We start from the raw sequence: 13,693 nt of genomic DNA on the forward strand, positions 1-13,693 counted from the left end.
ACTCACTTGTCACTCGCCGCGCGTTGTGGTAGAATAACGCACGATGAAAATCCTAGTGATCTCCGATATTCACGCAAACTTGGTCGCGCTAGAAACCGTCATCCACAACGCGGGTGCGTTCGACCGACTGTGGTGTCTGGGCGATGTGGTCGGCTATGGACCCGCCCCGAATGAATGCATCGAGAAATTACGCGAGTATCCCCTGCTCTGCCTCGCCGGCAATCACGACTGGGCGGTGCTCGACAAATTGGATCTCGAAGAATTCAACCCCGATGCGCGCCGCGCCGCGATCTGGACACGCGAGCAGTTGAGCGTCCGCAATCTCGATTGGCTCCACGCCTTGCCCGAACGCGTGCCGACCGAGCTGGACCGCTTTACGTTGATTCACGGCAGTCCGCGCTATCCGATTTGGGAATACGTGCTCACGCCAGCGGTCGCGCGCATCAATTTCGATTTCTTCGACACGCGCATTTGCTTGATGGGGCACACGCATGTGCCAGTGATTTTCCGACATATTCCGGATGAACGCCGCGCGACGGCGGAAACGCTCATCGAAGGCGTGCCTACTCCGCTTGCCGATGGACGCATGATGATCAACCCTGGCAGTGTCGGTCAACCGCGCGACGGCGATCCGCGCGCGGCGTATGCGGTGCTCGATAGCGATGCCTGGTCGATCACGCATCGTCGCGTTGAGTACGACATCGCGGCAACACAGAAAAAGATGGAGCAACTCAACCTGCCGGCGCGTCTGATTGCGCGTTTGAGTTACGGTTGGTGAACTAGACCCGAAGGGATTTGTTGAAGCCCTTCGGGTCTCCATTTGTGGAACTAGATTCGGATGGCAAACGTCTATCGAGAGAAGGATACTCGAAGCAAAAGGAGTTCGCCATGAAATACACTTTGTTGATTTTCGCCTTGCTCGTCAGCGCAATGCTGATCGGCGCGTGCGCCGCGCCCACGCCGGCTCTGTCCGGAAATCGTGCGGTTGCGCCAGCGGCGCTCCCTCCAGTCCCGGCACCGGCACAACCGCAAGTCGGGGCAGCAAACGATCAGGCACTGACTGAATCCAAAACGTCGAATGCCCAGTCCGCCGAGAGGATGATCGTTTATACCGTACAACTCACGCTCGAAGTCCAAGAGACCGAGAAAGCGGTCGCCGACATCACCGCCATCGTGAACCAACAGAAAGGATATATCTCCTCGACGAATCTCACGCGCGATGCGAAAGGACAACTGCGCGGTTCGGTCAGCGTGCGCATTCCAGCCACATCGCTTGACGCCACGCTCAAGCAGATCAAAACAATCGGCTTGAAGGTGATGAGCGAAAATTCGAACGCGAACGACGTGACCGATCAGTACAGCGATTTGGGCGCGCAGTTGAAAAATCTCGAAGCGACGGAAACCGAGTTACGCAAATTGCTCGAAACGGTGCGCGAGCGGACTGGCAAAGCCGAAGAGATCCTCGCGGTCTACAATCGGCTCACCGAAATTCGCGGACAGATCGAGCGCATCAAAGGGCAAATGAACGTACTCGAAAAAACAAGTACGCTCGCGACGGTAACGATTCAGTTGACGCCCAAGCAAGAGATTCAGGTGCTCGAGCCGGACACCTGGGTGCCGAATCGCACTGCGGCAGAAGCGCTTCGCTCGCTTGTCCAAGCACTCCAGGGTTTGGTTGATCTAACGATCTGGGCAATTCTGTTTCTCTTACCCGTTGGGATCGTCCTGGCTTTACCCTTTGTCGTGCTCGTGATTGTCGTGCGCGCGTTCGTCAAACGGCGCGCCAAGCCCAAATTAGCGGCGTAAGAACCACCGACGGCTCGCGCGAGTGCGCGAGCCGTTTCGCGTAATTTTAAGGCGTGTTTCTTGACAACGCCCAGCGTTTGGCATACACTCTCGACGAACAAAATGAGCGACGATTCGAACGATGTTCTGATCGAGGTGGCGTGGCTCGCGCAGCATCTCGACGATCCGTCTTTACATTTGATTGATGCGCGACTCGCCGACCCGCGTGTGCCATTCGGTTATCGCACGGGTCACATTCCGCATGCCATCGCGCTCGATCCGTTGCGCGACTTTTTTGTGTACGACTCGCGTACACGCGAACTGAAATCGCCGGAGCAAATTGCGGAGGCGTTGGGGCGTCACAGCATCACCAACGACGCGCTCATCGTGCTTTACGATGACTGGACCGGCGAACTCGCGGCGATTGCATTCTGGGTTCTGCGATACATCGGGCATCGCGAAGTGAAAATTCTGAACGGCGGACTCGCCGCGTGGCATCAAGCCGGCGGAGAGATCACCCGCGCGATGCCTTCTGCCGCGATCACCGCGTATCACGCAGCGCCCAACGACGATACGCACGCGACCGCCGAGTGGATTCAACAAAATGCAGCGCGCAGTGATATGGTCTTGCTCGACGCGCGTTCGGAACAGGAATTTGTCGCGGGACACATTCCGGGCGCGGTCAACTGGTCGTTCGAGCAGGCATTGGATTTGCGGGCGCATCGTTACCGCGATATCCAGAGATTGCAAGCGCAACTAAAAGTGATTGGCGCAACGCCCGACAAGGAAATCGTCGTGTATTGCCACGTCGGCAATCGTTCATCGCACTTGTTCACCACACTGAGTATTCTCGGCTATCCGCGCGCGAGAAACTATAGCGGCTCGATGGCAGATTGGTTTGAGACACGCAGATTACCGATTGATTCTGGATAGATGAAAGGAGAACTATGGCAGAGAAACAAGTTGGAACCTGGGCAGTCAAAGTTGGTTTGGCGCAAATGCTCAAAGGCGGCGTGATCATGGATGTGACGACCGCCGAGCAAGCGAAAATCGCGGAAGACGCCGGCGCGTGCGCGGTGATGGCGCTCGAACGCGTACCTGCCGACATTCGTCGCGAGGGCGGCGTTGCGCGGATGGCGGACCCCACTAAGATCGTTGAGATCATGGAAGCGGTCACGATTCCAGTGATGGCAAAAGCGCGCATCGGTCATTTCGTCGAAGCGCAAGTGCTCGAGGCGCTCGGCGTGGATTACATTGACGAAAGTGAAGTCCTGACGCCGGCGGACGAAGAAAATCATATCGCCAAGCATGATTTCAAAGTGCCGTTCGTGTGCGGTTGCCGCAATCTCGGCGAGGCGTTGCGCCGCATCGGCGAAGGCGCGGCGATGATTCGCACGAAAGGCGAAGCCGGCACCGGCGATGTGGTCGAAGCGGTGCGGCATGCGCGCACCGTGCTCGGCGAGATTCGTCGCATTCAAAACATGCGCCCCGACGAATTGATGCGCGTCGCGAAAGAACTGGGCGCGCCGTACGAATTGTTGAAAGAGACCGCCGACCTGGGTCGCTTGCCAGTTGTGAACTTTGCCGCGGGCGGCATCGCGACGCCGGCAGATGCGGCATTGATGATGCAACTCGGCGTGGATGGCGTCTTTGTCGGCTCCGGCATTTTCAAGTCCGGCGATCCGGCGAAACGCGCGAAAGCGATTGTCGAAGCGACGACGCACTATAACGATCCCGATATCATCGCGCGAGTTTCACGCGGACTGGGCGAACCCATGTCTGGTCTCGCCGCGCGCGCGATTCCGGAAAAAGAACAACTCGCGGTTCGCGGCTGGTAAAGTGTAATTGGTAAGTGGTAATTACCATTTACCAATTACAGCCCCAAGACGGATAACTCGACATGAAGGTGGGAGTTCTCGCGCTGCAAGGCGCATTCATCGAACACATCAAAATTTTGCAATCCCTCGGCGTGGACGCGATTGAAGTACGCAAACCGGAACAGTTGCGCGATCTCGACGGGCTGATCATTCCCGGCGGCGAAAGCACGACGATTGGCAAGCTCGCGGTCGAGTACGGTTTGATCGAACCGATTCGGGAAATGTGCCATGCCGGCAAACCGGTGTGGGGCACGTGCGCGGGCATGATCTTTCTCGCGAAAGATGTTGGCATGCGTCAGCCGCTCATCGGCGTGATGGATGTGCAAGTCAGGCGCAACGCGTTTGGGCGACAGGTGGATAGCTTTGAAGCAGACCTCGACGTTCCCACACTCGCAAGCGTCACGAGCAATGGCGACCCGCATCGTCCATTCCACGCGATTTTCATTCGCGCGCCGATGATGGAAAGCGTCGGCAAACACGTCGAGGTGCTTGCCAAGTTGGACGACGGCACGATTGTCGCCGCGCGCCAGGGCAACTTGCTCGCGACCTCGTTTCACCCCGAGTTGACCGGCGACACGCGATTTCACCGATATTTTGTCGAACGACTCAAGCCAAGTTCATAACAGCGGAGGCACGATGCTCGACCACAAACTTTACAAACGCTACTTGACCGAGTATCTGCGCGATGGTATTGCGAATAGCGACGGCACGAATGCCGGGATTATCGAGTGGCTAATGCAACAAAAAGAACCCGGCAGATTTGCCTCACATCGCAACGAACGGATTCGCGCGCTCAGCGACGCGCGCGCCGCATTCAACGAGCATCGCCAGTGGCCCACCGAAATCGTGCTGTCATTCATCGGCGTCAAGCCGGACGAGGTCCAGAGCAAGTGACGTTCGTCGCTCCAAAAAAAATACTTGAACCGTCGCATCCACAAATCAATTCGACAAACCACTCGAAATCGTGTAAACTCCCTCGCGATGACCGACACACCGATTCGCCAACCCATTCCCGTTGATCGCTGGAAGAAATATCTCACCGATTACAACGAAGGGCTGGGGCTAGTCTACGAACGACTCGTCCTCAACGATTATCTCGACCGCATCGTCAGCCAGCATAACATTCGCTCCGTCCTCGAAGCGCCCATTTTCGGAATGGCGGGTGTGAGCGGCATCAACAGCGTCCGCCTCGCGCAACGCGGCTGCGCCGTAACGCTCGTGGACGAGCACGCGGACCGTCTCGCCGGCGTCGAGCGCATCTGGGACGAACTGGGTTTGCGCGCGACCTTCACACATCACACCGATTTCGCGCGCTTGCCATTCGACGATCATTCGTTCGACCTGACCTGGGAATGGGCGGGGTTGTGGTACCTGCCGAACGCGGAAGCGTTGTTGCGCGAACTCGTGCGCGTATCGCGCAAACTCGTTTTCGTCGCGATGCCGAACCGTGTGCAAGTCGGTTACTTGATGCGCAAGTATTTGCTCGAACGCGATTTCGTCAATTACGTGGACGAAGCGTGGGCGAACATCAACCGCATCAAGAGAATTCTGCGCGATTGCAAAATCAACTTTATTGACGAAGGCGTGCTCGACGTGCCGCCGTGGCCCGACACGGTGATGCCGGCGTCCCAGGTTTTGCGACGACTCGGCATCCAATCGAAAAAACTCGACGCGCAATTTACCGGCGCGGGATGGAATTGGAGCACGATGGACTATTATCTGGGTCGCCGTCCTGAACTCAAAGCGATGATTGATCGCTATACGTTTCTCGAACGCGCGCCGATCCCGTGGCAGATCAAGGCAATTTGGGCGCACCATCGGTACGTGCTGGGGCAAGTGAGGAAATAAAATGGCAACGGTTATTTCACCACCAAAAACAGAACCGCCCATCACCGCGCGCGTAATCTATCCCGAATCGGACGGTAAACCCATGACAGAAACTGACTTTCATGCCCAAGTCCTGATCTACCTCCGCACCGCACTCGAATATTACTTTCGCAACGAGCCGAATGTTTATGTGTCTGGCAACTTGATGCTGTACTACGAGGAAGGTAACCCAGCGGCATCCATCTCGCCTGACGTGTTCGTCGTCAAAGGGATCAACAAAAAACTGCGCCGCACGTACAAGTTGTGGGAAGAAGGTAAAGCGCCCGATGTCGCCATCGAAATCACTTCGCGCTCTACGCGACTCGAAGACCTGGGTAACAAGCGCGCGTTGTACGCCGAACTTGGCGTCACGGAATATTTTATCCACGATCCGTATCAAGAATATCTCAAGCCGCCCCTGCAAGGTTATCGCCTCGAACAAAACAACTATGCGCCGATTACGCCGGACACGCAAGCCAAACTGCATAGCACAATTCTAGGACTCGCTTTGCAAATCATCGAAGGTGACTTGCGCTTGTTCGATCCGCGCACGGGCGAACTGCTCAAGACACCGCTCGAAGCCCAGGAAGCCGCGGAAGAAGAAGCCGCCGCGCGGCAAGCCGCAGATGCCGAAGTGGAACGCCTGCGCGCTGAATTGAAAAAACTACAACAACGCTGAACGCGCCGATGCAATCGCAAATCGAAAATCACAAATCGAAAATCTCGATCATCATCCCCGTCCATAACGAAGAAGCCAGCATGCCCAAGTTGGTGGACGGTTTGTGCGCTTGGAAAGAGCGCGCCGAAATCATTCTGGTTGACGACGGCTCGACCGACCGCAGCGCCGAAATCGCCCAGCGCGCCGGTTTTCGCGTGATGCGCCATCGTACCAACAAGGGCTACGGCGCGGCGCTCAAGACCGGAATTCGCGCGGCATCCGGCGACATCATCGTGATGATGGACGCGGACAGCGAACACAACGCCGCGCAGATTTCCAAACTGCTCGACAATTTTGGCGATAACGACATGGTCGTTGGCGCGCGCGCCAAGGGCTCGAATTTTCCGTTGTTGCGCCGCCCGGGGAAATGGCTTTTGTCTCAAGTGGCGAACTATCTCGCGCAAACCGACATTCCCGATTTGAATTCCGGCTTTCGCGCGTTTCGCAAAGACGTGGCAAAATTATTCTTGCACATTTTACCGAACGGTTTTTCGTTCACCACCACACTGACGCTCGCACTGTTCAAAGAAGGGTACAACATCGCTTATATCCCGATCACAACCGCGCCGCGTGTTGGCACAAGCACGGTCAATCCGGTCAAAGACGGTTTGAATACGCTGATGTTGATCGTCCGCATCATCGCGCTTTTCGATCCGCTGCGCGTCTTTGCGCCAACGAGCGCGATTCTATTCTTCATCGGCATCGGATACTGGATTCTCGACGTTGTTCTGCGCCAACGTTTGAACATTCCCTCCGGCGCAATCGTCGTTATTCTCGCGAGCATTATCATTTTCATGTTCGGCATTCTTGCCGATCAAGTCAGCGCGATTCGGCGCGAAAAGTATGAATAGTGTGATCGTGTGATAGTGCACATAGTGCACTCGGCAGGAGATTGAATGGCACTTGGTACGTATGTCAACATCGCAAAAGCGGTGGTCAATAATAAAATTGGACGCGTCGAATTACCCAACATGGCAACGTTCATCGTCACCTGGCGCTGCAACTTGCGTTGCTTTATGTGCGACGTGTGGAAAAAGACCGACCACGACGATATGACGGTGGATCAAATCCGTCACGTCTTCAAACAAATTCCGCACCTCGATTCGCTGCGTATCACTGGCGGCGAACCATTCCTGCGCCGCGACCTTACCGAGATCACGCGCGCGATTCTCGAAGAGACGAACCCGACCGTGCTCCACGTGACGACGGCGGGCGTGATGACCGAGCGCATTCTCGAGTACGTCAAAGCGATTGGTTCGAAGCAACTACATCTCAAACTTTCGATTGACGCGGTTGGCGCGCGGCACGACGAGATTCGCGGCTATCGCGGCTTGTACGACAAAGCGATGCGAACTCTGCGCGGCTTGGTTGAATTGCGCGACCAGTCCGGATTCTATGTCGGCGTCAATCAAACGATCACCGACAAAAACTGGGATCACATCGAACCGCTGCGCGACGAAATGGCGAAACTCGGCGTGAGCGTGCATTATGCAATCGCAACCGATCATTACACACTCTATCGCATGAACACGGACAAGGAAAAAGATGTGCCCGATATGAAATCGGTCTCGATGTCCGATTTCACGTCGGAGCAACTCAATTACATTTTCGATCAACTCGATCGGCGCGATGGCATCCACGATATTCCGGAATATCTGGTGCAAAAGTATTATGTGCGCGGCTTGAAGAACCGCTTGCTGTTCAATCGCGAAGACCCCAAGCCACCGTGCATCGAATTACACAATCACATGCGCTTGATGCCGAACGGCGATGTGATGACGTGCGTGTACTATCCAACCGTCGTCGGCAACTTGCGCCAGCAATCGCTCCAAGAATTGTGGTATAACGAAAAGACGAAACAACAGCGCGAGGTCGTTCGCAAATGTCCGGGATGCTGGGCAGGATGCGAAGCGAAACCGAACGCGATTTACACCGGCGATATTGCGAAAGCGTTTTGGATGGGCGGCGCGGTTGAACCTGGGAAGAAAGACCTAGTCGTAACGGCGAAAGCGTGAGAGGTAAATGATGGAGCAAATCGAATTACGTGTGCCGAAGGCAATCGAATCGCTGACTAGCGACGAACGCGAACGTTTGATGCGAACCGCGCTAAGGATTGCCGCCAAGCAACGCGCACGCGAACTCACCAAAGAAAGCCGTGAGGCGCTCGCGCGCATCCATCGCTATGAACGCAAGTACGGCGTTGCGCTTGCCGAGTTCGAACGAAAAAAACTGCGTGCACTGAATACGGTACAGGCGCATGAAGATTACAATGACTGGTTTTTCTGGACTCAAGTCTTAGCGCGTGCCAAGCATGTCTCTCACGCGCTGAAAGAAATGGCAAGCCTTCCGTGAATGACGCATTGCTCATACACTATCGCCAACTCATTACGCGCGTCGAATCTTCCGATCAATTTATCCGCGAGGGACTGGGACAGTATAAAGCGAAATTTCTGCTTGCGGACGGAAGTAATTTGCGAGTTTCGCAAGTCTGGATTGACGGTGCGTTGATAAAATACAGCTATTATTGGCTGGACGAGTCAGACAATTTGATTGCGGGCTGGGACAATGCGCCACACCACCCAGAAATCAAAACGCATCCACATCACCTTCACACCGCGGATGATGTAAGCGATTCATCAGTTCGCGCTTTGGAAGATGTGCTCACGCTTCTTTCCAAAAGAATTTTAAAATAAGCGGCGAGTATATCGCCAATTCTGCATCTGGTTTATTTTGGCATGAGCGACATGACCATCTCCGCCCTCTCTCCCCTCGATGGACGCTATGCGCGCGAGACTGAATCTCTGCGCGACCATTTCTCCGAATTCGCACTGATCCGCGAACGCGCACGCGTTGAAGTGGACTACCTCATCGCACTCTCGCGCGATGCACATCTCGTTCGTCCGCTCGCCGAACCCGAAATCGCTCATCTCCAATCTCTAATTTCCAATTTCGATATTTCCGACGCACAACGCGTCAAAGAGATCGAGGCACGCACGCGGCACGATGTCAAAGCCATCGAGTACTGGCTGCGCGAAAAACTCGGCGCGACCTCGCTCGCCGATGTGATCGAGTGGCTCCACTTTGGCTTGACCTCCGAGGATGTGAACCTCATCGCGCAAGCGATTGCGTTGCGCGATTCACGCGATACGATCATCCTGCCCGCGCTCGACCGCATCATGGCGCAGATTGCCGCGCGCGCGCGCGAACACAAAGCCACGCCGATGCTCGCACGCACGCACGGTCAGCCCGCCGTGCCGACGACGCTCGGCAAAGAATTCGCCGTGTTCCTCGCGCGCTTGAAAACACAACGCGCGATGCTTGCCGCGCATCGCTATGAAGCAAAACTGACCGGCGCGGTCGGAAATTTCAACGCGCTCGTCGCTGCCGCGCCACAAGTAGACTGGCTCGCGTTCAGCGACGCGTTCATTCGCACGCGCGGACTCGAACCGAATCTCGTTACGACGCAACTTGTACCGTACGACAATTGGATTCGCTTTTTCGACGCGGTGCGTTTGACCAACTCGATCTTGATTGATTTCGCGCAAGACGTGTGGCGGTACATCAGCGACGACATTTTCAAACTGCGTGTCGTCGCCGGCGAAGTCGGCTCGTCCACGATGCCGCAAAAAGTGAATCCGATTGATTTCGAGAACGCGGAAGGCAACCTGGGAATCGCGAATTCACTCCTCGCGCATTACGCGGACAAATTATCGCGCTCGCGTCTGCAACGCGATTTGTCTGATTCGACGGTGCGGCGCACGTTCGGCGTCGCGCTCGGTCACACGCTCATCGCGTACACCAGTTTAGCGCGTGGTTTGACGCGCATCGCCGCGAATGAAGAGAAGATTCGCGCCGAGTTGGAATCGCATTGGGAGATCATTGCCGAAGGCGCGCAAACGATCCTACGCGCGGCGGGCGTAGCGGATGCCTACGAGAAACTCAAATCGCTCACGCGCGGTGCGTGTTTCTCGCGCGACGATTTCGAATCCTGGGTTGCGTCGCTCGATGTAAACGAATCGGTCAAGGCGCAGTTGCGCGAATTGTCGCCGTTCTCGTACGTCGGATTGGCTGAAGCAATCGTCGAACGCGTTCTGAATACAGAATACTAACCACTGAATACTGAATATTGGAGGCACCATGTCTGTCACGGTCGTGCTCGGCGCGCAATGGGGCGATGAAGGCAAAGGCAAAGCGATTGATTATCTCGCGCGTGATTTCGATTTTGTCGCGCGCTACAACGGCGGCAACAACGCGGGACACACCGTCGTCAATCCGTTCGGCACGTTCAAGATTCATCTGATTCCATCCGGCATTTTTTATCCGCACGTCAAGTGTCTCGTCGGCGGCGGTGTCGTGATTGATCCCGCGGTACTCATCGAAGAACTGAACACGTTGCGCGACGCGAACATTCGCGTGGAAAAACGATTGTTTATTTCGCCGCGCGCACATTTGATCATGCCGTATCACAGAGTCCTCGATGGATTGTACGAAGATGCGAAAGGCGCGGGCGCGACGGGGACAACTCGACGCGGCATCGGTCCCGCGTTTGCGGACAAGGTAAGTTACAACGGTCTGCGCTGGAGCGATGTCGCGGACGAAAAACTGTTCGCGGAAAAATTGCGCGTGCAACTCGCGTTGAAAAACAAAATCATTGTCGCATTTGGCGGCGCGCCACTCGACTTTGAAAAAATCTTCGCCGATTATCGCGGATACTTTGCCGCGCTCAAGCCCTATATCGCCGAAGTTTTTCCGATAATTCAGCAAGCGATGAGCACAAAGAAAAAAATGCTCCTCGAACAAGCGCAGGGTTCATTGCTCGATCCCGACTGGGGCACGTACCCGTTCGTCACTGGCTCGACGACGCTCGCGTCCGCGGCGACCGCTGGCTTGGGCATACCCCCGCGCGCGCTCACGCGCATCGTCGGCGTCGCGAAAGCGTACACAACGCGCGTCGGCGCGGGCGCATTGCCAACCGAAATCCGCGACGACGCCGACCCAGCCCGGCGCGCGCTCCAAGAAGTCGCGGCGACGACCGGGCGCACTCGCCGCGGCGGCTGGTTCGACGCCGAGGTCGTACGCTTTTCGTCGCAAGTCAACGGCACGGACAGTTTGTTCCTGACCAAGCTCGACATCCTCAGCCAATTCGACACGATCAAGATTTGTGTCGGCTACGAATTCAACGGCAAGCGCGCACATTATTACGCGCTCAACGCGTACCAACTCGAACAGGTCAAACCGATTTATCGCGAACTGCGCGGTTGGCGCACCGACATTACGCGCGTGCGCAAGTACGCCGATCTGCCCGCCCGCGCGCGCCAGTACATCGCGACCATCGAAAAGTTGGTCGGCGTGCCGGTCAAATGGATTTCGGTCGGACCTGAAAGAGAAGCGACGATCAAGCGATAAAGTTGGTCAATTGAACCGACCCCGGCTATAATGACGATCAGACAAGAGGATTTCCCCAACTTGTCCGAGGCGCAAATGCAAACTTTGTTTCAACGGCTTCAACAAGGCGCGGAACGAAACTTGCGCGACGCGAATCCGTGGTGGAACAATCAACCGATGCGGCAACTTCCACCCTTGAAACGGTGGGCGTTCGAACCGGTTCTCGCGCGGCTTAAAGGAGGACTCGCGCCGGTCATTGTTTTGCGCGGCGCGCGCCAAGTCGGCAAAACGACACTCTTACAACAGATCATCCAACAGCTCCTTGACGAAGGCGTGGAGCCGCAACGCATCCTGCGCGTCCAGTTCGACGAACTGCCCTCATTGCTGGAATTGAGCGAGCCAATTCTTGAACTCTCGCGCTGGTTCGAACAATCCATTCTCGGTAAAACTTTTAACACTGCCGACCGTGATGGACGACCTGCCTTTTTGTTTTTCGATGAAGTTCAAAATCTCCCGGATTGGGCGCCGCAACTCAAACACCTTGTTGATTTGCACGGCGTCCGCGTGATGGTGACCGGTAGTTCCGCACTTCGCATCGAGATGGGGCGCGACAGTCTCGCGGGACGTCTGAGTACGGTTGAAATGGGACCACTCTATTTACGCGAGATTTCCGCCTTGCGCGGGTTCGCTCCGATTCCCGCTTTCTTGCCATTCAACGGGCTTACCCCGCTCAAGGATAAAAAATTTTGGCAGGATCTTGCTTCGTTTGGACAGCAACATACCCAAACGCGTCATGCGGCATTCGCGGCTTTTTCCGAACGCGGCGCGTATCCTATTGCACACGTCCACGCCGAGCGTCCCTGGGAGGAACTTGCTGATCAGCTGAATGAAACAATTATCCGCCGCGTGATCCAACACGATTTGCGGATCGGCGAGAAAGGACGCCGCCGCGATGAAAAATTATTGGAGGAGGTTTTCCGCGTCGCGTGTCGTTACATCGGACAATCCCCGAACCAACCACTTTATCTTGATGAACTCAAGCGCGCGATGGGCGCGAATATCGGGTGGCAACGCATTCTCGCCTACTTGCGCTTTTTGAATGGTACGCTCCTGGTGCGCCTGATAGAGCCACTCGAATTGCGTCTAAAACGCCGCCGCGGCGCGTCTAAGTTGTGCTTGTGCGATCACGCCTTGCGCGCCAGTTGGCTGCAAGAAGTCGTGCCCTTAACCGAAGAAGGACTGGCGGCGCAACCTCATCTCTCCGATCTTGCTGGACACGTTGCCGAAAGTGTCGTGGGATATTTCGTCAGTTCGATTCTCGGTTTGGATGTGGCGCATTTTCCCGAACGCGGCGCAGAGCCAGAGGTGGATTTCGTCTTGACGGTTGGCGAACAACGCATCCCAATCGAAGTGAAATATCGCCGACGGATTGAGTACAGCGACACACGCGGCTTGCGAAGTTTCATCGAGCGCTCCGTCTACAATGCGCCATTTGGCTTGCTCATCACGCTCAACGAATCGGTTGACATTGACGATCCGCGCATTGTCGCGATGCCACTTTCGACATTATTACTGCTGCGCTAACTGCGCCAGCCAGCAACGATTTTCCAAACAACCGGCACCCTGTGACGAATCACGCGGGTTTCGGACAGGAGCACCCTATGCCTTTCATCGAATTGAACGATCTCACCGAACACGAAATCGTCCCAGGTTTTCACGGACGGTTTGTCCACTCGGCGAACATGACGCTGTCGTCGTGGCAGATTGATGCGGGCGCAATTTTGCCGGAGCACGCGCATCCGCATGAGCAAATCTCGATCGTGCTCGAAGGTGAATTCACATTCACGCTCGTCGGTGAAACGCGCACTGTGAGACCTGGGTCGGTCATCGTAATTCCGGCAAACGTCAAACATTCCGGCAAAGCAATCACACCTTGCCGGTTTATGGATGTCTTCTATCCAGCACGCGAAGATTATCGCAAGTAGAACATGGAAAATAGGGAAACCAGGGAAATTAGGGAAACGGTGACCTCATTTCCCTCGTTTCCTTGTCGCGCTTTTTC

At 55.7% G+C, this 13,693-nt stretch carries 16 protein-coding genes; all 16 read left to right on the forward strand.

The window, feature by feature from the left end:
* The first annotated feature begins 43 nt into the window (after nt 1–43).
* Nucleotides 44–778, forward strand: coding sequence for a metallophosphoesterase family protein (locus HY868_14180; GenBank protein MBI5303278.1), 735 nt, complete (start codon nt 44–46; stop codon nt 776–778).
* Nucleotides 779–888: 110 nt separating this feature from the next.
* Nucleotides 889–1,806, forward strand: coding sequence for a DUF4349 domain-containing protein (locus HY868_14185; protein ID MBI5303279.1), 918 nt, complete (start codon nt 889–891; stop codon nt 1,804–1,806).
* Nucleotides 1,807–1,866: 60 nt separating this feature from the next.
* Nucleotides 1,867–2,718 carry a sulfurtransferase gene (locus HY868_14190; GenBank protein MBI5303280.1) on the forward strand — a complete coding sequence of 284 codons (852 nt, stop codon included), beginning with the start codon at nt 1,867–1,869 and terminating at the stop codon, nt 2,716–2,718.
* Between the two features lie 14 nt (nt 2,719–2,732).
* Nucleotides 2,733–3,623, forward strand: a complete 891-nt coding sequence (pdxS, locus tag HY868_14195; GenBank protein ID MBI5303281.1) for a pyridoxal 5'-phosphate synthase lyase subunit PdxS — start codon at nt 2,733–2,735, stop codon at nt 3,621–3,623.
* Between the two features lie 62 nt (nt 3,624–3,685).
* Nucleotides 3,686–4,285 carry a pyridoxal 5'-phosphate synthase glutaminase subunit PdxT gene (gene pdxT, locus HY868_14200; protein ID MBI5303282.1) on the forward strand — a complete coding sequence of 200 codons (600 nt, stop codon included), beginning with the start codon at nt 3,686–3,688 and terminating at the stop codon, nt 4,283–4,285.
* A gap of 13 nt (nt 4,286–4,298) precedes the next feature.
* On the forward strand, nt 4,299–4,556 hold the full coding sequence (locus HY868_14205; GenBank protein ID MBI5303283.1) for a hypothetical protein: 258 nt from the start codon (nt 4,299–4,301) through the stop codon (nt 4,554–4,556).
* An 87-nt stretch (nt 4,557–4,643) separates the two neighbouring features.
* A complete protein-coding gene (locus HY868_14210; GenBank protein ID MBI5303284.1) occupies nt 4,644–5,510 on the forward strand; it encodes a class I SAM-dependent methyltransferase in 867 nt (288 codons plus the stop codon).
* A gap of 1 nt (nt 5,511) precedes the next feature.
* Nucleotides 5,512–6,207 (forward strand): Uma2 family endonuclease, encoded by a 696-nt coding sequence (locus HY868_14215; GenBank protein ID MBI5303285.1) that lies wholly within the window; start codon nt 5,512–5,514, stop codon nt 6,205–6,207.
* 8 nt (nt 6,208–6,215) lie between these two features.
* Nucleotides 6,216–7,097, forward strand: coding sequence for a glycosyltransferase family 2 protein (locus HY868_14220; protein ID MBI5303286.1), 882 nt, complete (start codon nt 6,216–6,218; stop codon nt 7,095–7,097).
* 45 nt (nt 7,098–7,142) lie between these two features.
* Nucleotides 7,143–8,261, forward strand: a complete 1,119-nt coding sequence (locus tag HY868_14225) for a radical SAM protein (GenBank protein MBI5303287.1) — start codon at nt 7,143–7,145, stop codon at nt 8,259–8,261.
* 7 nt (nt 8,262–8,268) lie between these two features.
* Nucleotides 8,269–8,598 (forward strand): hypothetical protein, encoded by a 330-nt coding sequence (locus HY868_14230; GenBank protein MBI5303288.1) that lies wholly within the window; start codon nt 8,269–8,271, stop codon nt 8,596–8,598.
* Nucleotides 8,595–8,939 carry a hypothetical protein gene (locus tag HY868_14235; protein ID MBI5303289.1) on the forward strand — a complete coding sequence of 115 codons (345 nt, stop codon included), beginning with the start codon at nt 8,595–8,597 and terminating at the stop codon, nt 8,937–8,939. The genes HY868_14230 and HY868_14235 overlap by 4 nt, the downstream gene beginning before the upstream one ends.
* Nucleotides 8,940–8,990: 51 nt before the next feature.
* The gene (gene purB, locus HY868_14240) at nt 8,991–10,355 is read left to right on the forward strand and encodes an adenylosuccinate lyase (GenBank protein ID MBI5303290.1); all 1,365 of its coding nucleotides are present in this window, start codon (nt 8,991–8,993) and stop codon (nt 10,353–10,355) included.
* A 28-nt stretch (nt 10,356–10,383) separates the two neighbouring features.
* Nucleotides 10,384–11,652, forward strand: a complete 1,269-nt coding sequence (locus tag HY868_14245; GenBank protein MBI5303291.1) for an adenylosuccinate synthase — start codon at nt 10,384–10,386, stop codon at nt 11,650–11,652.
* Nucleotides 11,653–11,727: 75 nt separating this feature from the next.
* Entirely contained in the window at nt 11,728–13,215 is a 1,488-nt protein-coding gene (locus tag HY868_14250) for an ATP-binding protein (protein MBI5303292.1), read from the forward strand.
* A 77-nt stretch (nt 13,216–13,292) separates the two neighbouring features.
* Complete coding sequence (locus HY868_14255) at nt 13,293–13,616, forward strand: cupin domain-containing protein (GenBank protein MBI5303293.1); 324 nt, start codon at nt 13,293–13,295, stop codon at nt 13,614–13,616.
* Nucleotides 13,617–13,693 lie beyond the last annotated feature (77 nt).

It is taken from the genome of Chloroflexota bacterium, from assembly GCA_016219275.1.
Classification (GTDB): Bacteria; Chloroflexota; Anaerolineae; order UBA4142; family UBA4142; genus JACRBM01.

Excerpts from the sequence above, each read along its gene's own strand:
- HY868_14180 (MBI5303278.1), top strand. The coding sequence starts at position 44 with ATGAAAATCCTAGTGATCTCCGATATTCACGCAAACTTGGTCGCGCTA.
- HY868_14185 (MBI5303279.1), top strand. The coding sequence starts at position 889 with ATGAAATACACTTTGTTGATTTTCGCCTTGCTCGTCAGCGCAATGCTG.
- pdxS (MBI5303281.1), top strand. The coding sequence starts at position 2,733 with ATGGCAGAGAAACAAGTTGGAACCTGGGCAGTCAAAGTTGGTTTGGCG.
- pdxT (MBI5303282.1), top strand. The coding sequence starts at position 3,686 with ATGAAGGTGGGAGTTCTCGCGCTGCAAGGCGCATTCATCGAACACATC.
- HY868_14205 (MBI5303283.1), top strand. The coding sequence starts at position 4,299 with ATGCTCGACCACAAACTTTACAAACGCTACTTGACCGAGTATCTGCGC.
- HY868_14210 (MBI5303284.1), top strand. The coding sequence starts at position 4,644 with ATGACCGACACACCGATTCGCCAACCCATTCCCGTTGATCGCTGGAAG.
- HY868_14215 (MBI5303285.1), top strand. The coding sequence starts at position 5,512 with ATGGCAACGGTTATTTCACCACCAAAAACAGAACCGCCCATCACCGCG.
- HY868_14220 (MBI5303286.1), top strand. The coding sequence starts at position 6,216 with ATGCAATCGCAAATCGAAAATCACAAATCGAAAATCTCGATCATCATC.
- HY868_14225 (MBI5303287.1), top strand. The coding sequence starts at position 7,143 with ATGGCACTTGGTACGTATGTCAACATCGCAAAAGCGGTGGTCAATAAT.
- HY868_14230 (MBI5303288.1), top strand. The coding sequence starts at position 8,269 with ATGATGGAGCAAATCGAATTACGTGTGCCGAAGGCAATCGAATCGCTG.
- purB (MBI5303290.1), top strand. The coding sequence starts at position 8,991 with ATGACCATCTCCGCCCTCTCTCCCCTCGATGGACGCTATGCGCGCGAG.
- HY868_14245 (MBI5303291.1), top strand. The coding sequence starts at position 10,384 with ATGTCTGTCACGGTCGTGCTCGGCGCGCAATGGGGCGATGAAGGCAAA.
- HY868_14250 (MBI5303292.1), top strand. The coding sequence starts at position 11,728 with ATGCAAACTTTGTTTCAACGGCTTCAACAAGGCGCGGAACGAAACTTG.
- HY868_14255 (MBI5303293.1), top strand. The coding sequence starts at position 13,293 with ATGCCTTTCATCGAATTGAACGATCTCACCGAACACGAAATCGTCCCA.